At 45.4% G+C, this 22,733-nt stretch carries 14 protein-coding genes; 7 read left to right on the forward strand and 7 right to left on the reverse strand.

Going from position 1 to position 22,733, the window contains the following annotated elements:
- Positions 1-15: 15 nt before the first annotated feature.
- The 4 genes from BDE36_RS03485 (at position 16) to galB (ending at position 8,689) form a co-directional block, all read left to right on the forward strand.
- Positions 16-3,120 (forward strand): SusC/RagA family TonB-linked outer membrane protein, encoded by a 3,105-nt coding sequence (locus tag BDE36_RS03485; RefSeq protein WP_141813739.1) that lies wholly within the window; start codon positions 16-18, stop codon positions 3,118-3,120.
- A gap of 15 nt (positions 3,121-3,135) precedes the next feature.
- Positions 3,136-4,728: a RagB/SusD family nutrient uptake outer membrane protein gene (locus BDE36_RS03490; RefSeq protein ID WP_141813740.1), complete on the forward strand. Its 1,593-nt coding sequence runs from the start codon at positions 3,136-3,138 to the stop codon at positions 4,726-4,728.
- A 30-nt stretch (positions 4,729-4,758) separates the two neighbouring features.
- Positions 4,759-6,177, forward strand: coding sequence for a hypothetical protein (locus BDE36_RS03495; RefSeq protein WP_141813741.1), 1,419 nt, complete (start codon positions 4,759-4,761; stop codon positions 6,175-6,177).
- A 67-nt stretch (positions 6,178-6,244) separates the two neighbouring features.
- Complete coding sequence (gene galB / locus BDE36_RS03500) at positions 6,245-8,689, forward strand: beta-galactosidase GalB (protein ID WP_141813742.1); 2,445 nt, start codon at positions 6,245-6,247, stop codon at positions 8,687-8,689.
- 379 nt (positions 8,690-9,068) lie between these two features.
- On the opposite strand, the gene BDE36_RS03505 is transcribed toward galB, so the two are convergent.
- Positions 9,069-10,292 carry a hypothetical protein gene (locus BDE36_RS03505; RefSeq protein ID WP_141813743.1) on the reverse strand — a complete coding sequence of 408 codons (1,224 nt, stop codon included), beginning with the start codon at positions 10,290-10,292 and terminating at the stop codon, positions 9,069-9,071.
- Between the two features lie 322 nt (positions 10,293-10,614).
- On the opposite strand from BDE36_RS03505, the gene BDE36_RS03510 reads away from it, so the two are divergent.
- Entirely contained in the window at positions 10,615-12,939 is a 2,325-nt protein-coding gene (locus tag BDE36_RS03510) for a glycoside hydrolase family 95 protein (RefSeq protein WP_141813744.1), read from the forward strand.
- On the opposite strand, the gene BDE36_RS03515 is transcribed toward BDE36_RS03510, so the two are convergent.
- On the reverse strand, positions 12,911-13,534 hold the full coding sequence (locus tag BDE36_RS03515) for an FISUMP domain-containing protein (protein ID WP_161987527.1): 624 nt from the start codon (positions 13,532-13,534) through the stop codon (positions 12,911-12,913). The two genes, BDE36_RS03510 and BDE36_RS03515, sit on opposite strands and share 29 nt — an antisense overlap.
- A gap of 195 nt (positions 13,535-13,729) precedes the next feature.
- On the opposite strand from BDE36_RS03515, the gene BDE36_RS03520 reads away from it, so the two are divergent.
- Entirely contained in the window at positions 13,730-15,898 is a 2,169-nt protein-coding gene (locus BDE36_RS03520; protein ID WP_141813746.1) for a glycoside hydrolase family 3 C-terminal domain-containing protein, read from the forward strand.
- 317 nt (positions 15,899-16,215) lie between these two features.
- Entirely contained in the window at positions 16,216-17,874 is a 1,659-nt protein-coding gene (locus tag BDE36_RS03525; RefSeq protein ID WP_128771373.1) for a sodium:solute symporter family transporter, read from the forward strand.
- 211 nt (positions 17,875-18,085) lie between these two features.
- Here the strand turns inward: BDE36_RS03525 and BDE36_RS03530 are convergent, their stop codons facing one another.
- The 5 genes from BDE36_RS03530 to BDE36_RS03550 form a co-directional block, all read right to left on the reverse strand.
- On the reverse strand, positions 18,086-19,291 hold the full coding sequence (locus tag BDE36_RS03530) for a multidrug effflux MFS transporter (RefSeq protein WP_141813747.1): 1,206 nt from the start codon (positions 19,289-19,291) through the stop codon (positions 18,086-18,088).
- Between the two features lie 90 nt (positions 19,292-19,381).
- Positions 19,382-20,170: an L-fucose dehydrogenase gene (locus tag BDE36_RS03535; RefSeq protein WP_141813748.1), complete on the reverse strand. Its 789-nt coding sequence runs from the start codon at positions 20,168-20,170 to the stop codon at positions 19,382-19,384.
- A gap of 51 nt (positions 20,171-20,221) precedes the next feature.
- A complete protein-coding gene (locus BDE36_RS03540; protein ID WP_141813749.1) occupies positions 20,222-21,055 on the reverse strand; it encodes an amidohydrolase family protein in 834 nt (277 codons plus the stop codon).
- Positions 21,042-21,899, reverse strand: coding sequence for a fumarylacetoacetate hydrolase family protein (locus BDE36_RS03545; protein WP_141813750.1), 858 nt, complete (start codon positions 21,897-21,899; stop codon positions 21,042-21,044). The genes BDE36_RS03540 and BDE36_RS03545 overlap by 14 nt, the downstream gene beginning before the upstream one ends.
- A gap of 60 nt (positions 21,900-21,959) precedes the next feature.
- A complete protein-coding gene (locus tag BDE36_RS03550) occupies positions 21,960-22,724 on the reverse strand; it encodes an SDR family NAD(P)-dependent oxidoreductase (RefSeq protein ID WP_141813751.1) in 765 nt (254 codons plus the stop codon).
- Positions 22,725-22,733: the final 9 nt, after the last annotated feature.

Consider the following 22,733-nt stretch of genomic DNA (forward strand, 5'->3'; position numbering starts at 1 on the left):
CAAAAAACCAAAAGAATGAAAAGAACTATTACAAAAAGGAGGATAAGGGTTCTCTTGTGGGCCATTATTTCCATGATGCTGTATAGCGTCGCTGGTTATGCCCAGAACAGGACAATAACCGGAAAGGTAACAGCCGTTTCAGATAAGCAGCCTGTACCTGGTGTTGCGGTCAAAATAAAAGGAAAGACCGGAGGAACCAGTACGGATGTTGGCGGAGCTTTCACTATCAAAGTTTCCGCCGGCGACGTACTTCAGTTTAGCTCTGTGGGATTCCAGGCGCAGGAAGTTGCTGTAGGGCAAAGTAATACCATCAATGTGCAACTTAAGGACGATGTGAAAGATCTGGATGAAGTGGTGGTGGTGGGTTATGGCGTTCAACGAAAGAAGCTGGTAACAGGTGCAACCGTTCAGGTAAAAGGCGAAGATCTTCAGCGTCAGAATACAACCAATGCCTTAATGGCTTTACAGGGACAAACTCCCGGCGTGCAGATAACATCTACATCAGGGCAACCGGGTGAAGGTATGAAAGTTGTTGTCAGAGGTTTAGGTACTATTAATAACGCCGGACCTCTATATATCGTGGATGGAGTGCAGACCGGGGATATTTCCTATTTAAACCCTGCTGATATTGAGTCGATAGATATTTTAAAAGACGCAGCATCTGCGGCTATCTATGGTTCGCAAGCGGCGAATGGCGTTGTTTTGGTGACCACCAGACAGGGGAAAGCGGGCCAGGCGGCACAGATAAATTTCGATTCTTTTACAGGAATTCAAAATGTAGCAAGTAAAGCAGAGCTGCTCAACTCTCAGCAGTACGCTTCCATCATGAATGAAGCGGCAGTTAACTCAGGTAAATCGCCCTATTTTACCAATGAGCAAATTGCCGCAATGGGGCAGGGTACTAACTGGATTGATGAGATGTTTGTTAAAGATGCATTAACTCAGAATTATTCTTTAGGAGCACAGGGATCTTCGGGTGCATCCATTTTCTCAACTGCCCTGTCGTATACTTCTCAGGAAGGGATTGTTGGCGGAAAAGCATTGTCTGATTACCAACGATATAATTTTAAGGGGAACTCTGAACACAATTTCTATAAGGACATTGTAAAGATGGGACAGCATCTCACTTTCAGTTATGTTAAAAATAACGGAATCCAGGTGGGCAATCAGTATAACAATGCTTTGCGTGGCGCTTTTAATACCAGTCCGTTTGTTCCGATGTACGACGAGAATGGCAATTTCTTTGACAATACGGGCTCCGAATGGTTCGAAGGTGAGGCAAATCCTTACGCACAAATGGTTTATAGCAATCAGAACCGGAGAAATAGCCAGCGTTTGGTAGGTGATGTATATCTGATAATAGAACCAATTAAAGGACTTACTTTCAAATCGAGCCTCGGGATGGACTACTCGGTTTACGAAACCCGCTCGTTTTCTCCGATTTACAAGTTATCACTTTATGCCTATAATAATAGCACCAGCGTCACCCAGTCGATGGACAAAACGAGATCTTTCCTATGGGAAAACCTCCTTACGTACAAGTTTAACTTAAACGCAGATCATCATCTGGAAGTGATGGGCGGTACGTCGTCTTTTGACTATTCCGGATCTAACTTAAGAGGCACCAATACGAACCTTGTCTTCAGTGATCTCCCGCATGCGTGGCTCACTAACGCTACCAATTCTGAAGGCGCTAATATTTCCCTTGCCGGTGCCCCTGTTAATCCCGACAGAAGGCTATCCTACTTCGGGCGTTTCAATTATAACTACAGAGATACATATTTACTGAATGCTACGTTCAGGGCCGATGGATCCTCACGTTTTGCTGCTGCCAACCGCTGGGGTTATTTCCCCTCGATATCTGCCGGGTGGGTACTTTCTAATGAGTCGTTTTTGAAGGGCCAGCAGAACTGGTTAAACTACCTGAAATTCCGCGCCAGTTGGGGACAGGTCGGCAACCAGAATATTGACCCCTTTCAATACCTCACTCCAATAACTTTTGCCTATACCAATTATATATTTGGAGATAAAGAAACCAATCTTACCCCCGGTGCTTATCCTATCAGGTTAGGTAATCCCGATATAAAATGGGAAACTTCCGAACAAACAAACCTTGGGCTTGATGCCAGCTTATTGAATGGGAAACTAAATGTAAATTTCGACTGGTACGACAAAACCACAAAGGACTGGTTAATCGAGGCCCCTATCCTGGCGACAGCGGGCGCTAAGGCCCCCTTCATTAACGGGGGTAATGTCAGCAATAAAGGAGTGGAATTAGCCATTGCCTACAGGAGTAATTTAGGTGATTTTAACTATTCTGTAGGGCTCAATGGTTCTTATAACAAGAATAAAGTTGTCGATATCCCCAATGCAGATGGGATAATCCACGGCGAAGGGAATTTATTATTTAATAACTCCCTTGAGTTCTACCGTGCCCAGAGCGGATACCCGATTGGATACTTCTGGGGATTGAGAACCGACGGGGTATTTCAATCCGAACAGGAAGTTTCAGACCACCGGTCCACCTCGAATACTGTGATTCAACCAACAGCACAGCCTGGAGATGTAAGATATGTGGATTTGAATAATGATGGTGTGATTTCTGATCTCGACCGCACTATGATTGGTAATCCGAATCCTGACTATACTTTTGGTATTTCCCTTTCGGCGAGCTATAAGGCTTTTGATTTTTCAGTCCTTGCTTCAGGGGTGGCCGGCAATGAACTCGTCCAGTCATGGCGCAATCAGGCCAGCCAGTACGCCAATTATTCGACTGCTATCCTCGAAAGGTGGCATGGCCCTGGATCGTCTAACGTTATGCCCCGGGTAACTGAAGATGCCAGGAACTGGACCAACTTCTCCGATCTATATATTCATAAGGGCGACTTCCTCAGGATAAATAATATTACCCTGGGCTACGACTTTGGCAAAGTGCTCAAAAAGAGCTATCTGCGGCAGGTCAGGGTGTATGCTTCGGCGTTAAACGTGTATACATTTACCAAATACAACGGAATGGATCCTGAGATTGGTTACGGTACAGTGAGTTTTGCATCCGGTATAGATCTCGGGTATTATCCCCGTCCGCGAACCTTCTTACTCGGCGCTAACATCAGATTCTAATAAAACGTGATTGATATGAAAACATATAAGATATTCATACTGCCTTTGCTGATTTTGTTCACAACGGCTTGTAAAGACTTTCTGGATACCGAATCGTTAACGACGGCAAACGAAGAAAACTTTTATAAAACACCCGACGATGCATATAAGGCACTTGTAGGTTGTTATGATGGACTTCAGAAAGTATGGACAGATGGAGTTGCCCTTCCGGTTGCTTCTGAGGTTTTTTCTGATGACTGTTTTGGCGGTACGGGAAATTCTGACGGGCTGGGTTATCAGTTAATGGACGAGTTCGACAAATTAAGATCGCCTTCCGATCTCAATCTTTTCAATAAAAACTGGCAGTTTTACTATGAAGGAATCTATCGCTGCAATATGCTGATCAATAAAATGGATCAGATTGCCTGGGGGACCAACGCCACGCTGAGAAATACTTACGAATCGGAAGCACGGTTTCTGCGTGCGTACATGTACTTCGACATGGTGAGATTATGGGGTAATATTCCATTACTTACGACACCTTCAAAGGATAATATTCCGCAGGCAGCGCCTGATGAGGTATATAAAGTAATTGCAGAAGATTTGAAATTTGCTGCCGACAATCTTCCAGCTACCGCTTATGCATCCCAGCCTGTTGCCCAGCATGGAAGAGTGACAAAATGGGCGGCTGAAGCTCTATTGGCACGTGTCTATCTGTTTTACACTGGCTACTATGGAAAGAACGACCTGGTAGGTGTAGTCAGCAAAACACAGGCTCTCACGTATCTTGAAGATATCATTAGCAATGGCGGCTATGCCCTGGTAGAGGATTTTGCCAAGTTATGGCCGGCTTCCTCTCCGGAAGGCTATGCAGGGGAAGATAATAAGGAAACTATTTTTGCCATTAAATACACGGCCACCAGTGATTACGACGGAAACCTTGATGGGAACTTTTGGATGATCATGTATGGAATTCGTGACCAGTTTAGCTATCCTTATGGAAATGGCTGGGGCGGCGCTACCGTTAATCCGAAAGTCTGGAATGCCTTTGGCACTGGCGACACACGAAAGTTGGCTTCTATAATCTCCATTAAAGACGAGAAAATAACTTATACCAAGCAAAAAGGGCACCGGGAGTATACAGGATATTATATAAAGAAGTATAGCCCAATGGTTAATGAAGCCGGCGTGCCTCTCCCTGAAGCACTCTATGGGAATAAGGATTTTCAAAGAGGCCAGTTTCAGGACTACGTCTCTATCCGCTATTCCGACGTGCTGCTGATGGCGACCGAGCTTGGAAGTACAAATGCTCAAACTTATTTTAACGAAGTAAGACAACGAGCCTATAAAGACAGATATACTCCGCTTGTAGCTACTCCTGATAACATCCAGAAGGAACGCTGGCTCGAATTTGCCTTCGAAGGTATCCGGTATTGGGACTTGCTTCGTCAGGGTGTAGATAAGGCCGCAGCCCAGATAGCAGAGACAACAACGGTCCTGAATGGCAGGGTTAACGTAACTAAAACTATTTCGTCAGCAAAGATCAAAGAAACAAAAGGCCTTCAGCAAATTCCGTATACCCAGATCACGCTCTCCGATGGTGTTCTAAAGCAGAACCCAGGTTGGTAAATTTTGATTGTATAAATAAATATCTTAGTGATGAAAAGATCTATAAAACTGTTTTCCATCCTCCTTGGAATTTCGCTTTTTCTGATTACATGCCGGAAAGAAGAGTATAATCTTGAGCGGGCCCTTGATAAGTCGGAGATAAAATACTCCATCGTTCAGGATAAAAGTGCCGATGCAGGCGGTAACACGGTCATACTGAAAAATGAAACTGCAGGAACTATTTCCATGTGGGACTTTGGTACAGGTCGCTCCACAAATGCAGTCGACACCGTTCATTTTGCATTCAAGGGCGACTATACTATTAAATTCGCTGTCCTTACCGGGGGATCAATCGTAGAACTGGATCCTGTCACCATTAAAGTGACCGAGGATAATCTTAACTATGTAAATGACCCTCTGTGGACGGCCATTTCGGGAGGCGTAGGCCAGGAGAAGGTTTGGCTGCTCGATACTGATGCGAAATTCTTTAACGGTCCGCTTACTTTTTTTGGTGTCAATAACGGCTGGCTCAAGGAGGGAAACCCCTGGAATGGTGGGGCAAATTCTACCGGTTGCTATGGTGCTGATTGCTGGACCTGGGGGCCTGATCTTACCACTATTTATGCCGACAAGATGACGAAAACCGATTATGGAACCATGACTTTCAGCTTGAAAGGCGGCGCTATCTTTACTGCCGACAAAAAGTTTGAGAAAGTGACCCAAACAGGCACGTACTACCTGAATTCGGCAGGAAAAACGCTTTCGATCACTAACGGAAGTATTCTGCGAGATTATAAACCTGCTAAAAATGGCCTGAGAGGGATAAGCAACTGGTCTAATTACACAATTTTATCTCTTGACGAAAACACCATGCAGTTGGGAGTGATCAGAGATAAGGACGTAGACGGTGAAGGCTTGTGTATGCTGTCTTACAATTTTATTTCCAAGCAATATTCCGACAACTGGGTGCCTGAAGAAACGGGACCCGACGAGGGCTTCGACCCTACATTTGCCTCCGGAAAATTACTTGAGATGTTAACTGGTAATACCTCTTCCGGGCGGATGTGGGCACTGGATGCTGCGGGCAATCCTGTCGACTGGATTGCAAAGGGCAAGGGATGGACCAAGACTGCAGCTGATTCTAAAACATGGGGATGGAATGATGATTGGGACGCTATCGCCAAAAATTCATGGATCCTCTTTGATCGTCTCAATGGAGGGATGAATTATACCCTTAACCAGAACGGGTCGTTTACCAGGGGTATCTTCTCGATTAATCAGGAGACCAATGAAATAACCCTTAATGGGGGTACCCTAATCCAGAATCCAGGTCATTGGATGAGCCCAACGACCAATAAAATAAAAGTCATTAAGGCCTTCCCCGGAAAGGTCGAAAGCAAAGGTATCTGGTTTGGTACAAGCTACGATGCCGCAAAGGATGAATGGCTGGCGTTCCACTATATTCTTTAGTAATACATCCAGGTCAGTGTTGTTGAACAAACTACACTGACCTGCTTAAAAAAATAAAGTTGCCTCAATGAAGCGTTTACTTTCCTTCGTATTAACATGTTTGCTGGGCCTGTCGTTTAGTTCTGTTACGACTGCACAAGGATATCAAAGGCGCCAGTCTTTTAACCGGAACTGGCATTTTAAGTTAAATGCAGGAGAAGGCTGGCAATCGCCCGCTAAAAGCGATGCAGGCTGGCGTGTCCTTAACCTGCCGCACGACTGGAGTATTGAAGGTAATTTTAGTAAAGATAATCCCGCTACCCCCGGTGGCGGCGCATTGCCCGGAGGGACGGGCTGGTACAGGAAAACCTTTACTGTTCCAACCGAAAGCATAGGTAAGCTGGTATTTATTGACTTTGACGGGGTCTATCACCGTAGCGAAGTCTGGATTAACGGGCATTATCTGGGCAAAAGGCCAAACGGTTATATTTCCTTCCGCTATGATCTTACGCCCTATCTTAAGTATGGCACTGCAAAAAACCTGATCGCTGTTAAAGTCGACAATTCAAAGCAGCCGAACTCGCGCTGGTACTCCGGCTCGGGCATCTACAGAAATGTATGGCTTACAACTACCTCAAAGATCCATGTACCGCAGTCCGGTACCTTTGTTTCTACTCCCTGGGTTACACCTGCACGAGCCCGCACAAATGTTAGAACTACGGTTACAAATCAATCTGGAACACCCGCTTTGGTCACTCTTAATACAGTGATATATAGTCCTCAGGGAGCAGCGGTGTCAAAAGCCTCCGTAAAGAAGACGATTGCCGCAGGCGCAAGCCCTCAAATTGAGCAAACTCTTGAGGTTCTTAACCCTCTCTTATGGTCTGTATCACATCCCGCTTTGTACAAGGTCGTTAGCAAGGTCATCGTAAATAATCAGACCCTCGACACTTACGAGACGCCTTTGGGTATCCGCACTTTCAAGTTTGATGTTCAGAGTGGTTTTTCATTAAACGGACAGCCACTTCAGATCAGGGGCGTATGTAACCATCACGATCTCGGTGCACTTGGTTCAGCCTTTAATACACGGGCTGCAGAACGTCAGCTGGAAATTCTTAAAGCTATGGGCTGTAATGCCATCCGTACGTCGCATAACCCTCCCGCTCCTGAGCTGCTTGATCTTTGTGACCGCATGGGCTTTATTTTGATGGACGAAGCTTTCGATATGTGGAAGAAGCAAAAGAATCCCTTCGACTACCACCTCGACTGGGATCAGTGGCATAGGAAAGACCTGGAAGACATGATCCGCCGGGACCGCAATCATCCCAGCGTTTTTATATGGAGCGTAGGCAATGAGATCCAGGAGCAGTGGGGCGACGAGAAGAAGGGGGATACTACAGGAAGAGTCATCGCTCGTGAACTGGTGTCGATAGTAAAAGCACTCGATACGACCCGTGCTATTACCACTGCAAACAACGAGATTAATGAGTGGAATAATCTGATTAAATCGAATGCGTTCGCGCTGGTTGGGTATAACTATAATCACAAAGCATGGGCCGGTTTTAGCAAACGCTGGCCCGGAAAGAAATTTATCGTGACCGAAAGCACATCTGCATTGCAAACCAGGGGGCACTATGACCTTATTCCATTCGACACCATCAGACGCTGGCCCGAAGCCTGGGATAAACCCATTAAAGGAGGCGGAAACCCGGATTTTACGGTGTCAGCTTACGACCATGTCAGCGCACCCTGGGGTTCTACTCACGAAGAAAGCCTGATCGAGCTAAACAAGAATTCTCACGTCTCAGGTATGTTCGTTTGGACTGGCTTTGATTACCTTGGAGAACCTACTCCATACCCCTGGCCAGCACGAAGTTCATACTTCGGCATTATCGATCTGGCTGGCTTCCCCAAAGACATTTATTATCTGTATCAAAGTGCCTGGACAGACAAGCCCGTTTTACATATTTATCCGCACTGGAACTGGAAACAAGGCGACACTGTGGATGTAGTAGCATATTACAATAATGCCGACGAGGTTGAGCTCTTTCTTAATGAACAATCGCAGGGAACGAAGGCAAAGCAGGGGGACCGGATGCATGTTAAATGGCGGGTACCTTTTACTCCCGGCACTCTTCGTGCAATATCGCGGAAAGACGGTAAAAATGTACTGTCCAGTGAAGTGAAAACTGCCGGCAAGCCTGCAAAAATTCAACTCGTAGCCGACAGGGACACCATAAACGCGGACGGGAACGACCTGTCGTTCATTACAGCCCAGGTGTTGGATGGCGATGGCAACACGGTCCCCACAGCAAGTAACCTTCTTAGATTTAAAGTGACGGGCGAAGGCTTCCTGAATGCTACCGACAATGGAAACCCCACCAGCCACGAACGTTTTAAGTCGGCTGACAGGAAAGCATTTAACGGGCTTGCCTTAGCAATTATCCAGTCGCAATATAAAGCCGGGAAAATCCATATCGAGGCGGTATCGGAAGGCTTGGAATCAGCAGTCATTGACATAGAGAGCAAATAGATGTCCGGGCTGTTATCACTACCCTACCATAAGCTATCCCGCCACCATCTTCATTGCGGCAGCAATTCAGCTATCCTTTATTCCGTCTTGCCATCATCACCCTACCATAAGCTATCCCGCCACCATCTTCATTACGGCGGCAGTAACCAAATAGGCCAACTCTGCATCTGTCTTTTGTTCTTCTGTATTTCAGCCCTATCCCTTATTCCGATTTGCCATCACCACCCTGCCATAACCGTAACCTGCGGCCTTTTTCATTGCGGCAGCTCTAAACCCGGTATCCGCACACCCTTTCAAAGCAATGAAAGCAGCCGCGAGTTTCTTTTTTGGTAGCTTTTTTCTTTGCGGTCAAAGAAAAAAGTACAAAAGCACAAACTCCTTAAAACCCAAACCTCTTGCCAATCACCACAAAAGAAGCCCCTTCATCACTTTTCGAAGTGCTGACAGCCTGCTTCTTTATACCGCCCGGATCCCTTTCTTCAGTACCGCCCCCGGATCGCTTCCCCCGCCGCTGTTTCCTCTGACCTGCAGCCGCCAGTTCGGCCAGTTCGGCCATTTTCACTAACAAGGTATTCCCGTTGTACCCTTCCATTATGGAATAATCGTCCCAGGCCTGCTTTTTTGCTTCTGCCGATTGACCCATAGGCATTGCCTCAGCGATCTGAAACGCCGCTAAAATGGCTGCCGGACTGAACGAGAGGGTATTGATCAGCTCGATGTTATTATCCGTATCATTCCGCATCAGGCATTCCAGCGATAAGGTTACCAACACCATACATCCCTGGGGAATAGTTCCTTCCATTTCGAAGTCCTGTGCCTCCAGGGCCATCCCGTTGATCACTGTCACATCCTTTACAGCCACATACTCATAGTATTCGCTGCGGAAGTTGAGGGCTGTGACCAGAAAGCGCAGCCGGAACCTGCCGGTCATCTCCCTGAACTTTGCCGGTACCTTCAGGTCTGTATTGCTGTGGAGGGCATCCATCTGGATGCGGATCCTGCCTTCAGGGCTAAGGGATACCACCGGTTTTACCTTCAGGGCTTCACTCAGGGGACTTTCAGCATTGAATTCAAAGCCCTTCAGGCAGTCCAGGTCGCCATCGTGCAGGTCACGGTTGCCACGGGCCGCCGTTCTGCTGCCTAAGATGCTGTGGTATACCGCACTGTTGAAGCGGTTCACCATGGCCCCATCGTGACGGTTGCGGAAGACAGGCTTCAGGGCATCGCGGATAGAGGCCGCCGAGGTGCTGGCCAGTCCGAACTCGCAGGCGCTGGCGCGGCTGGCCAGGGTCTGTCCTTTCTTTCTCTCGGGAAGCTTCTGCACTACCGTATGGGTACGGAACCTTCGGAATACTACCGTGCCTGCCGTTCCGCGCAGGGCACCATTTTTCTCTAAAATTGCCATAATCGTTATTAAAGGGCTAACTGAAGCGTCGTTAAGGCCCGGGGGAGAATGATTGAATCGAAGGTCCAGAGGGTCATGGGCGCCGGAGCTGCCGGTTTGCAAAGTAAAGTTGAGATAATACAACAGAAAGGTCAAGACAAATTCGCAATTTAAACACAGTATAAAGAAGGCAACCAGATTACTGGCTAAATCGTGCATAAAGTCCGCCTTTATACACAAAAGGCGGGCTCTGGGCGGAACATAAGCAGTATATCAGTGGCATTAATAAAGACCAGTCTATACTGGGGGTGAAGGTTGGTATAACGAGTGTGGAGGCGAAAATGGTCTGGGGGTATTCATTTGTCCGGGATGGTATCTTTTCTCTTCTTTGGCTGATTTAACCTATTTTTCTCTTAATTCCTTTCTGATAATCTGCATGAGGCAGGTTGTGTATTTATTCAGGAGATATAATTTTTAATTACTAATTGGTAGCTTTATCGTTCCCTCCGGGGATGCAATAAGTAGATTTAAACGTCAATTTATGAAAAGTAACTCTTTTGTTTTGCAAATGTTCCGCCTGCTACTGCTCTTTATATTGCCGATGTCATCTTTTGCCCAGCAAAAGCCTGACGACCTTAAAATTTGGTTTAGCCGCCCTGCGGCTAACTGGAATGAAGCATTGCCTGTAGGAAACGGAACTCTTGGAGCAATGGTTTTTGGTGGAATCGCGAGTGAAAGGTTACAGCTGAATGAGTCTTCTGTGTGGACGGGGAAGCCGGAAGATTTCGTGAATCCACAGTCGAAGGCTGCTTTGCCCGAAGTGAGGAAGTTGCTTTTCGAAGGCAAGTATGCAGAAGCACAAAAACTCGCGCAGTCGGCAATGATGGGGGATAAGAAAACGAACAGCTCATACCAGACTCTGGGCGATTTGCATATAGATTTTTCGTTGCCGGAAGGGGAGGTGTCAGGTTATACAAGAGATCTTGACCTGGAAACAGCAGTTTCCAAAGTGACATACCAGGTTGAAGACGTCACTTTTACAAGGGAAGTCTTTTCGAGTTTTCCTGCGAACGCGCTTATCATCAGGTTAACGGCAAGCAAGGCAGCGTCGCTGAGTCTTGCATTAAAGTTGAGCCGGCCAGGAAACAAAGCAAAGTTGGAGGCATCGGGGAACGAATTAATGATGTCGGAACATGTTGGTGATGGCACCGGCGTAAAGATGGTAACGAGGGTAAAAGTGCTCAATGAAGGTGGTTCGCTGCAAGCCGCAGGGACATCAATAAAGGTGGATAAGGCAAACACCGTTGTGCTTCTCCTCACAGCAGCCACCGACTACCGGGGAACTAATCCTTCGGTCGTTTCTGCGAATCTTATTTCTTTATCAGAAGGTAAGTCGTTTGAAACTCTAAAGAGTGATCATATCGCTGATTATCAAAAATATTTCAAGCGTGTAGAGCTTGATCTCGGAACGACGGACGCCGTTTATTTTCCTACCGACAGTCGTATCACAGCGGTTCAAAATGGTAATTCGGATCCTTCTCTGATAAAACTTTATTATCAGTTTGGCCGGTATTTGCTTATTAGCAGTTCCCGTCCCGGTGGACTGCCGGCGAACCTTCAGGGAATCTGGGCAGACGGGTTAACACCTCCCTGGAGCGCCGATTATCATATCAATATCAACATCCAGATGAATTACTGGCCATCGGAGATTACAAATCTCAGCGAAATGCATATGCCTTTTCTTGGCTTTTTGAACGAACTGAAGCCCGATGCAAAGAAAACCGCAAAGGATATGTACGGACTGAAGGGAACTGTGGCACATTTCACTACCGACCCCTGGCACTTTACAGAAACGTACGGCCAGACACAATGGGCAATGTGGCCGATGGGCATGGCATGGAGCGTTCAGCACTTATGGGAGCATTATTTGTTTACGGAAGACCGGAAGTACTTAAAGGAGCTCGCATATCCTCTGATGAAAGATGCTGCGACATTCTGCGAGCAATGGCTTGTAGAAGACCCACATACCGGTTTGCTTGTTTCCGGGCCGTCCATTTCACCTGAGAACACATTTAAAACAAAAAGCGGAGCGATAGCTACCATGGTAATGGGGCCTACCATGGATCATATGATCATCCGTGACCTGTTAACTAACACCATAGCTGCTGCAAAAGTCCTTAAGCGCGATTATAGCTTTAGTAGGAGATTACAGGGAATTCTTAAACGGCTTTCGCCTACGAAACTTGGCAAGGATGGAAGGATTATGGAATGGACAGAAGAATTTGAGGAGCCCGAACCCGGTCATCGTCATATCTCCCATTTATTCGGATTGTATCCCGGTAAGCAGATAAGCTATCAGCAGAACCCGGAACTGTTACAGGCGGCAAGGAAAACGCTGGACTACCGGATATCCCACGGTGGAGGACATACCGGGTGGAGCCGCGCATGGATCATTAACTTTTTTGCCCGCCTGCGCGACGGTGAAGCTGCATATCAAAACCTGAGTGCTTTATTACAGAAGTCGACGTTGCCGAACCTTTTCGATAATCATCCTCCTTTTCAAATAGACGGCAATTTCGGAGCTGTAGCGGGAATTACCGAGATGCTAATGCAAAGTCATGCCGGAGAAATCGAATTACTGCCTGCCCTGCCTGCGGTGTGGCAGAAAGGCTGCATCCATGGCATTGTTGCCCGGGGAGGTTTTGAAATCAATATCGACTGGCAGGAGGGCAAGCTGTGGTACGCGACCATCACCTCCCGGCTGGGAAACCCATGTACACTTCGTTATGATGATAAAGTGATTACGTTCCCTACCGAAAAAGAGAAAAGTTATTCCTTTAACGGTTCCTTACAAAGCGCAGATTAAACTTATACACCGGATTAGCACTGTCGTTATAAAATGTGAATCTATATTGCGAGTTCGCTCCTTCCTGAATGCTAACGGTAGTGCCATCTGTAGTCCAGAACTCACAAATGTCCCCATCCTGAGGGGCTGAATTATTTAATGAGTATCCCGCGGGATATGCATTGAAGCCTGACTCGTTAGTTCCCGATATATTTTTCCAACGCGACTTTGAGGCCAGCTTCTTTAATGGCTCGGGATTCAAAGCTTCAAAACCGTTGAATACAACTCCCTGCGATTCCGCTAGTTTTATAAAGTCTTCCCTCGAGGGAATTCTCCAGCCTTCAGGTAAAACGATGGCTTTTGCTTCTTCGAACGTATAATATTTTCCATACTCTGGTTTGGTCTTTGCATCATCATAAAATATTCCTCCGGCACCGGCATAGTTTGTAACAGTCCAGATCTGATCTCCAATGGCTATTGTTTGGTAATCCTGACCCGTTATTGCAACAGATGACGTTTGTTCCGGCGTCTCTTTCTTATTTTTCCTGCATGATAGAGATGCTGTTATTAAAAGAAGCATCAAGGGGAATGTAGCGCGTAATTTCATAATGGACATGACGCAGGGATTTAACATTTCGTTACAGGGCCATAAAAAATTGACATGATAACAGGCGGGAGTTAACATTTCGCACCCTAAATAATTACATTTATTGTCCATTATATATTCTGGAACTACTTACTTTTGGATACTGGTCTTTTGTGATTTTCACTCACGAAGCGTATTTGAATCAACTTATTATAAACCGATATTATGAAAATTCCCTTAACTAAGCTGTTCTTATCTATTGCCTGTGTTTTATTGTATGGCGGCACTTCATCCTTCAGTCAGGAGAAAAGCGATCCGGCAGCAGAAGCTAAAATTGAAGACCTGATCAGGAAGATGACTCTTGAAGAGAAAATTGGTATGATACATGCTAATTCTTCGTTCACTTCTACCGGTGTCCCGCGTCTCGGTGTTCCTGAACTGACCACTTCCGATGGCCCTCACGGCGTACGGCCGGAACATGGCCGCGACTGGGTATTGGATAATAAAGGAAACGACTCGTCTACCTATCTTCCTACAGGTATCACGCTTGCTTCCACGTGGAACCCCGAACTTGGATATGCTTTCGGCGCTGTATTGGGAAGTGAAGCCAAATATCGCGGCAAAGATGTAATCCTTGGTCCCGGGATCAATATTATACGCACTCCTCTCAACGGAAGAAATTTTGAATATATGAGTGAAGACCCTTATTTAATTTCGAAGATGGTGGTTGGCTATATTAAGGGTGTTCAGGATCAGGGAATCTCGGCAAGCCTGAAACATTTCATGGGGAATAACCAGGAGATAAGAAGGGATGGCATCAATGTGGAAATGAGTGAACGTGCCTTACGTGAGATTTATCTTCCCGGTTTTAAAGCCGCGGTAATTGAAGGTGAGGTAAATACGGTGATGGGATCATACAACAAGTTGCGTGGCGAATACTGTACTTATAACGACTATCTGATCAATAAAATATTAAAGGGCGAATGGGGTTTCAGGGGGTTGGTAATGAGCGATTGGGGTGCTATACATAGTACGAAGGAGGCGCTATTAGGCGGTGCTGATCTGGAAATGGGTACTGATCTTTCCATGCTCCCCAATCCCGACTATAATAAATTTTACTTTGCCGATCCTGCATTAAAAATGGTACGTAGCGGAGAGGTGTCTGAGAAAGTTATAGATGATAAAGTAAGACGGATATTAAGGATAATGTTTAAAACGCATATGTTCGATAAGCGTACTCCCGGTGAACTCGCTACAAAGGAACATGCCGCAGTAGCAAAGAAAGTAGCAGAGGAAGGTATTATCCTCCTGCAGAATAAGAAGAATATTCTGCCCGTTAGTAAGATGGTTAAGACCATCGCTGTAATTGGTGCGAATGCGAACAGGGAGAATGCAATGGGAGGCGGGAGTTCGCAGGTTAGGCCGCCTTATGAAGTCACTCTTCTCGCAGGTTTGCAAAACCTTGCCGGAAGTGACGCTGGTATACGGTTTGAACAAGGCTACACAATTGCGCGAAATGCGAAGGCTGATCCGTCACTGATCCAGAAGGCTGTGGATGCAGCTAAACACGCCGATATAGCGATTGTTGCCGGGGGCTGGATTCATGGATATGATTACAGCAAGTGGGATGATAATGCTTATGACGCTGAAGGATTTGATAAACCAAGCATGGAAATGCCTTTTGGACAGGATGAACTTATTACTGCAGTGGCCAGGGCAAACCCGAATACAATAGTTGTATTGTATGGCGGCGGTCCGATTGACATGTCGGCCTGGGTGAATAAAGTGAAAGGAATTATCCAGGCAGGTTATCCTGGAATGGAAGGCGGCAGTGCACTTGCAGAAATTATTCTGGGAAAGGTGAATCCTTCAGGAAAGCTCACTGTAACATTTCCAAAGAAACTGCAGGATTCTCCAGCTCACAAATTAGGAGAATACCCTGGCGACAGTGTTAATGTTCATTACAATGAGGACATTTTTGTAGGGTACCGGTATTTTGATACTTACAAAGTAAAACCGCAGTTTGCTTTCGGGCATGGTCTGTCGTATACTACTTTTGAATATGGTAAACTTTCGGCAGCTATCGTTAATGGAGACACGTTTGTGAGACTGAACGTTAAGAACACCGGAACAATGGCAGGTGCAGAGATTGTTCAAATATATGTTCACGATAAAAAGGCATCATTGAAAAGACCTGAGAAGGAGCTTAAATCGTTTAGTAAAATATTCCTGGCGCCAGGGGAGGTGAAGGAGCTGATTTTTAAACTGGATAAGGAGGCCTTCAGCTTTTTCGACAGCAAGCAAATTAAGTGGGTGCTGGAGCCCGGAGGATTTGAGATATTGGCGGGGAGTTCTTCCGTTGATATACGCTCAAAGGTCGAAATAAAATTATAAGACTCCTGGAAAGGCTTGATTTGTTAATCAGGCCTTTCGTCTTTTAGAGGCTAAAGAAAATTAAAATGAGGCTTTTAAAAACTAAATAAATATTCATACTTTAATCCCCTCGGAATTGTGTCTTTTACACTTATTAATAAAAGGCCTTTTTGTTAGGTTCCACAACAGAAAAAATGTTGTGGAAATTAACTTTTATCAGAACCGATAATGCATATTTTGAAGAATATGATACATTTGCGTGCGCTTAAAGCGAAAGGAAGGATCTTAAGCAATTAAATAACTAAATATAAATAAAGAATTAGAAAACCTGAATTCAAATGAACACTCTGGACACGAAAGATTACATTGTTTTTCTCATCTATTTTGTAATGGTTGCAGGATATGGATGGTGGATTTATAAGAAGAAAAAGTCGAGCAGCTCGGCCTCTAAAGATTACTTTCTGGCTGAAGGATCTTTAACATGGTGGGCTATCGGAGCTTCGCTGATCTCCTCTAATATTTCTGCTGAGCAATTTGTAGGAATGAGCGGATCAGGTTTTAAAATCGGCCTGGCTATAGCTACTTACGAATGGATGGCAGCTCTAACGCTGATTATCGTAGCGGTGTATTTTATTCCTGTATATCTTAAGAATAAGATATATACGATGCCTCAATTCCTCAACCAGCGCTATAACAGTACTGTAGCAATGGTAATGGCGGTATTCTGGCTTCTTTTGTATGTGGTGGTAAACCTTACTTCAATATTATATCTCGGAGCTATTGCCGTGAGTGGTGTATCAGGAATTGATTTAAACTGGGCTATGATCGGTCTTGCAGTTTTTGCAATTTTCATTACCCTCGGAGGGATGAAGGTTATCGGGTATACCTCTGTGGTTCAAGTGTTCTTTCTGGTTTTAGGTGGACTTGCAACGACTTATATAGCGTTAGACCAGGTTGCTGAGCACTTTGGTAACAGCACACTGTTGGGCGGTTTCAAGCAAATGATGACCAGTGCGCCCGAGCACTTTCATATGATCCTGCCGAAAACAGACCCGAATTACCTGGATCTTCCTGGATTGTCAGTTCTTATCGGCGGTATGTGGATCGTGAACCTGAACTATTGGGGATGTAACCAGTACATTGTTCAGAGGGCGTTAGGTGCCGACTTGAAGACTGCCCGCACAGGGATCCTGTTCGCTGCTTTCCTTAAGCTATTGATGCCTGTTCTTATTGTTCTTCCAGGGATCGCTGCTTTTGTACTTTTCAAAGAAAAGTCAGGTGATTTCGCTTCAATCACGAACCCCGACAAGTCTTACCCTGTTCTGTTGAACCTGCTTCCGGTAGGATTAAAAGGTCTTTCTTTTGCTGCATTATCTGCAGCTGTGGTAGCCTCCCTTGCTGGTAAAGTAAACAGTATCGCTACTATTTTCACCCTTGATATATACAAGAACGTTTTCAATAAGAATGCAAGTGAGAAGAACCTTGTCATCATCGGAAAAGTAACGGTAGTGGTTTCGATGATACTGGGCGTTGTTATTGCACCACACCTTGGAATGGATAAACAGGGCGGGTTCCAATATATTCAGGAGTATACCGGTTTCGTTTCCCCTGGTATTTTTGCCATGTTCATCCTTGGATTCTTCTGGAAAAAGACTACTTCTAACGCAGCCCTGTTTGCTACTATCGGCGGGTTTGTGTTTTCGGTAATACTTAAGGTTCTTCCCGGACTGGTAAATCTTAAGTTCCTTTACCCGATCGGATTTGCATCTCCGACTGCTTCCGGCGTTTACGAGATTCCTTTCTTAGATCGTATGGGTATTGTGTTTGTAGTCTGTGTGGTCGGTATGTATATCATCAGTATGATCGAGAACCGGAAAGGTTTGAGAATAAATGCTCTGGAAGTGGATACGAAGATGTTCAAAACAAACCCAGGCTTTATAATTGGATCTTTGATTATAACCGGAATACTTGCGGCACTTTATATCGGATTCTGGTAGTCAGAATTAGTAAATTAATATTTGCGGAGCCCTTTTCTGATTCAGAGAAGGGCTCTGTTGTTTTGACCTCTCAGCACGGGATGTCTTCTCCGCCCGCCTTACAGTAATCTACCTGTGTTATGTTAAGAGTAAAATAACTTGCTTCTTTTCATAAAGCGAAAACAATAGTTTATTTACTTAAGACTTACGACGTATTACGTATAACTTCATTCTATGCTTTAGAATGAATAAACTTTCTGCTGATCACTATTCTGCCTGTTATAAGAATGATGAAGCTTATCGCCGTACAAACAGCGATTACCATTGCCATGGGCACTGCTGTTCCATTATGGAGATAGCTCACCGCTGCCGAAGCAAGTGCAGCAATAACCATTTGCATACTACCGGCGAGTGCAGATGCTATGCCAGCATTCTGCTCAAATGGTTCTAGAGATAAGGCTGTAGAATTAGGAAAGACAAAACCCTGCATCATTAGGTAAATGAAAATTAAAACAAATGTGGTGATGCTGGTAATCAGGCCTGTTACTGTGCCTGCAAATAAGAGGATGCCCGAAAGCACCTGAAGGGATGCGGCTACTACGACGATATCCCTGCTTGTCCTTTTTTTCAGGAACACGCGGTTCAGCTGGCTCGCAGCAATAAGGCCCGTTGCATTTAAACCAAATAACCAACCATATTCCGTTTCTGACAAGCCAAAAAGTTTCATAAACACAAAGGGCGAGCCTGAAATATAGGCAAACATACCGGCTGAGGCAAAGCCGCTTACAATGGCATAGGTAAGGAACATGGGTTGCTTTAAGACTACATAAAAGCGGTTAATAACCGCCGCAGGATAAAGCGCAACGGTCTTGTCGGCTGCTTTGCTTTCAGGAAGAAACCGCGCGGTTGCTAACAAAAGCATTCCTCCGATAGCGGTTAATAATATAAATATAGACCGCCATCCAGTGTTTTCAGCCAGGAAGCCCCCTAACGTCGGCGCGATTATAGGGGCGATCCCCATGATCAGCATCAGCAATGAAAATATTTTGGCAGTTTCCGACACGGGAAAAAGGTCTCTTACCATGGTGCGGCTGATGACCATTCCCGAGCATCCTCCCAATGCCTGAAAGAATCTTAAAATAATCAACGCATTCACTGAATTGGTAAGCGTACATCCGAATGAAGCCAGCAGGTAGAGGCTCAGACCTGCGAGAAGGGGAATTTTTCTTCCAAAGCGTTCTATAATCGGTCCGAAGAAAAGTTGTCCGGCGGAAATACCAACGAAGAAGCTGGTGAGCGACAAGGCGACATGGGAAACATCCGTTTCAAGGTCGTCTGCAATCGATGGAAAGCCGGGAAGGTACATGTCGATAGAAAGCGAGCCTATCGCAGTTAAAGCACCTAACGTTATAATTACAGCTGTTTGATTTCTGACCATGTTCTAAGATTTACCGACTCCTAATAAGTCGGCAAATCTAATACATAGGTTTTTGTAAAACGTTTGTATTATTTAAGTAAAAGGAGTGCGTTAAGCATTTGCCAGGGCGCGGTCCAGGTGCACATAGCCGCCGTCGACGAAGATCAGCTGGCCGGTAGTATGGCTGGATACCTCAGAAAGAAGAAAAGCGGTGGTATTGCCAAGTTCTTCTATTGTTGTCATGCGTTGTCCCAAAGGAATTTTATCGCAGATCTCCTTTAACTTTTCCTGCGGATTCTCAAGTGTTTCGATCCATTTTTCGTATTGAGGAGTCCATGATTCAGCAACGATTACAGCATTCACACGAATCCCGTATTTAAGTAACTCAACAGCCCACTCCCTGGTCAAAGCGTTCCTTCCGCCGTTGGAAGCTGCATAACCGGAAGTGTGTCCCTGGCCGGTTACTCCTGTTTTAGAGCTGATATTGACAATTGAACCTTTCGACTTTTTAAGTTCCGGAAGGGCAAAGTGGGCCATCAGGTAATAATGAACGACATTCCTGTGCAGCGACTCCACAAATTGGAGGTAGTTTCCATTTTCAAGGCCTACACCATCATTTAATCCTGCATTGTTGACAAGCCCTTCTATTCTTCCGAACTTTTCAACAACACTCTGTACAACTCTTTCACATTCTTCTGGCTTTGTCAGTTCGGCCGCGATAGAGAAGGCCTTTCCGCCTTCCGCGGCAATTTCTTTCTCTGTTTTCAGGTTATCAGATTCATTGCGTCCGACGATGACGGGTATTGCTCCTTCGCGTGCAAGTGTTTGTACAATGCCTTTGCCAATCCCTTTGGCGCCTCCGGTCACAATAATCACCTTGTCCTTAAGTTTTAAATCCATAGTTGTCAGATATATCTTTTGTTCTTTCAAATAGGCGCCTGTAATATACAGTTATCCTAACGAATAAAATTCTGCCGCGTTCCCGCCCCAAAACAGCTCTTGTTCTGTATGTGTGAGGCTGGATGTATAAGTATGAACAATGTCTATCATTTTATCGTAGGCTCCAGCTACATTACAGACCGGCCAGTCTGACCCGAACATTATTCTTTTTGATCCAAATGCTTCAAATACCACATCAAGGTAAGGAACAAAGTCTTCATATTTCCAGTTATACCAATCGGCTTCTGTAACCATACCAGACGCCTTGCAATATACATTGGGACATAGTGCGAGACGTTTGATGTCGCCAGCCCACTCTTCAATGAGTTTGTCTTTGATTAGGGGTTTCGCAATATGGTCAAGCACAAACTTTTGATCGGGGAAGGCATCAGCCAGAGCAGCAGCGTATTGAAGCTGATCAGGGTATATTAGGATATCATACGAGTAGCCGTACTTTTGAAGCGCTTCGATCCCTCTTTTGAATTGTGGGGTAAGCATCAGGGCGCGGTCTGTCTCCCCCTGTAAAACATGTCTGAATCCTTTTATCTTTTCGTGCCTGCGATAGTACTCCAGGCTTTTTTCAATGTCTGCGCTCTGCAGGTCTACCCATCCAACTATCCCTTTTATAAAAGAATTGGAGGCGGCCAATTCCAGCAGGAAGTTATTGTGATCTTCCGACTGATCTGATTGAACCGCAATACAGCCATCCATCTGATGCGCCTGAAGAACGGGTAACAAATCAGCAGGAAGAAAATCACGTTGTATTACCGACATGTCATTTGTTATCCAGCTATCCCGTACGGGATCGAAACGCCAGAAATGTTGATGCGCATCAATTCTTTGCATAAGCCCTCACATTCTGTGTAGAAGTTCCAAGTCCATCGATTCCCAGTTCAACAACATCACCTGGTTTTAAATAAACAGGGGGATTCATTCCAAGTCCTACGCCGGCAGGTGTACCTGTAGAAATGATATCGCCGGGTAAAAGAGTCATAAACTGGCTGAGGTATGATATAAGAAATGGTATCTTAAAGATAAAATTATTTGTATTACCATCCTGCATTGTCTCGCCGTTTACTTTGAGCCATAAGCGCAGATTGTGAGGGTCGGCTACTTCATCCGGAGTGGCAAGGAAAGGTCCCACAGGGGCGAATGTGTCGCATCCTTTTCCTTTATCCCAGGTGCCGCTTCTTTCCAGTTGGAACTCTCTTTCAGATACATCGTTATGAAGGCAATATCCGGCTACATAATCCATTGCCCCGGCTTCTTCAACATAACTTGCTTTCTTGCCAATTACAAAGGCAAGCTCTACTTCCCAGTCGGTTTTTACTGAGTTTCGGGGAATAATAATATCGTCGTAGGGGCCTACAAGTGATGTGGTCGATTTCATAAACAGCACCGGCTCCGGGGGGAGAGCGGCATTGCTTTCTTTTGCATGGTCGGCGTAGTTAAGGCCGATACAGACAATCTTAGATGGGCGGGCGACGGGTGATCCAAGTCGCGTCCCTTCTGCGAGAGGACTGAGTTTATCTTTATTCTCTTCTACGAAGTTTTGCAAGCGTGCAAGACCGCCTGTCTCAAAAAAGCTTTCATTAAAGTCTTCACCAAATGCCGAAGCATCATAATATACTTCATTGATTATAACTCCCGGTTTTTCTTTATTCAGTTCACCGTGACGAATTAATTTCATAGTTTTTGGGTCTTCTGTTAGGGTGTAAATTAGAGATTAATAATAGGACAATGTATTTTATTAGTTATTCAGTTTAATGAATCCGCCATCAATGGGATAGTCGTTCCCTGTGATAAACGATGCTTCGTCTGAACATAAATATAGTACAAGTTTGGATATTTCCTCAGGTGAGGCCATTCGTCCGATAGGTTGGGTTCTCGACAGTTTTTCAAACATTTCCTGCTCTTGCCCCGGATAGTTTTTTGCCAGAAATCCGTCGACGAAGGGCGTGTGAACTCTGGCAGGGGAGATGCTGTTGCACCGTATATTATCTTTAATATAGTCTTTGGCGACTGACAGCGTCATGGCATACACGGCGCCTTTGCTCATCGAGTATGCAAACCGGTCGGGCAGGCCGACGACTGCCGCTATGGATGCAAGGTTTAAAATCGCACCGCCACCATTACTTTTCATTGAAGGAATAACAGCGTGGAGACAGTTGTAAACTCCCTGAACGTTTACCCTGAATACCCGTTCGAAATCTTCAGATGTGGTATTGTCGGCCCGGCCGATGTGTGATACCCCCGCGCTGTTGACCAGGATGTCAATTTTCCCAACATGTTGAAAGGCTTTTATTACCTCCTGCTGGATTGAAACGTCGCATACAAGAGCAGAGGCCTTGCCTCCGGCCTCTTCTATTTCCCTTACTGTAGCTTCTGCGTTCTCAACGTTTAAGTCAGCCACATATACGTGAGCCTTTGCTGCGGAAAAGGTAAGTGCAACCGCTTTGCCGATTCCACTTCCTGCACCTGTAACTACAGCTGTTTTATTATCTAAACTGAACATATCTGTGAT

The sequence above is a fragment of the Arcticibacter tournemirensis genome, assembly GCF_006716645.1.
GTDB lineage: Bacteria > Bacteroidota > Bacteroidia > Sphingobacteriales > Sphingobacteriaceae > Arcticibacter > Arcticibacter tournemirensis.

What these genes read in the sequence shown, in the direction of transcription:
- BDE36_RS03530 (WP_141813747.1), bottom strand. Translation starts at nt 19,291, where the DNA reads ATGGTCAGAAATCAAACAGCTGTAATTATAACGTTAGGTGCTTTAACT.
- galB (WP_141813742.1), top strand. Translation starts at nt 6,245, where the DNA reads ATGAAGCGTTTACTTTCCTTCGTATTAACATGTTTGCTGGGCCTGTCG.
- BDE36_RS03515 (WP_161987527.1), bottom strand. Translation starts at nt 13,534, where the DNA reads ATGTCCATTATGAAATTACGCGCTACATTCCCCTTGATGCTTCTTTTA.
- BDE36_RS03490 (WP_141813740.1), top strand. Translation starts at nt 3,136, where the DNA reads ATGAAAACATATAAGATATTCATACTGCCTTTGCTGATTTTGTTCACA.
- BDE36_RS03545 (WP_141813750.1), bottom strand. Translation starts at nt 21,899, where the DNA reads ATGAAATTAATTCGTCACGGTGAACTGAATAAAGAAAAACCGGGAGTT.
- BDE36_RS03535 (WP_141813748.1), bottom strand. Translation starts at nt 20,170, where the DNA reads ATGGATTTAAAACTTAAGGACAAGGTGATTATTGTGACCGGAGGCGCC.
- BDE36_RS03495 (WP_141813741.1), top strand. Translation starts at nt 4,759, where the DNA reads ATGAAAAGATCTATAAAACTGTTTTCCATCCTCCTTGGAATTTCGCTT.
- BDE36_RS03505 (WP_141813743.1), bottom strand. Translation starts at nt 10,292, where the DNA reads ATGCACGATTTAGCCAGTAATCTGGTTGCCTTCTTTATACTGTGTTTA.
- BDE36_RS03525 (WP_128771373.1), top strand. Translation starts at nt 16,216, where the DNA reads ATGAACACTCTGGACACGAAAGATTACATTGTTTTTCTCATCTATTTT.
- BDE36_RS03550 (WP_141813751.1), bottom strand. Translation starts at nt 22,724, where the DNA reads ATGTTCAGTTTAGATAATAAAACAGCTGTAGTTACAGGTGCAGGAAGT.
- BDE36_RS03510 (WP_141813744.1), top strand. Translation starts at nt 10,615, where the DNA reads ATGAAAAGTAACTCTTTTGTTTTGCAAATGTTCCGCCTGCTACTGCTC.
- BDE36_RS03520 (WP_141813746.1), top strand. Translation starts at nt 13,730, where the DNA reads ATGAAAATTCCCTTAACTAAGCTGTTCTTATCTATTGCCTGTGTTTTA.
- BDE36_RS03540 (WP_141813749.1), bottom strand. Translation starts at nt 21,055, where the DNA reads ATGCAAAGAATTGATGCGCATCAACATTTCTGGCGTTTCGATCCCGTA.
- BDE36_RS03485 (WP_141813739.1), top strand. Translation starts at nt 16, where the DNA reads ATGAAAAGAACTATTACAAAAAGGAGGATAAGGGTTCTCTTGTGGGCC.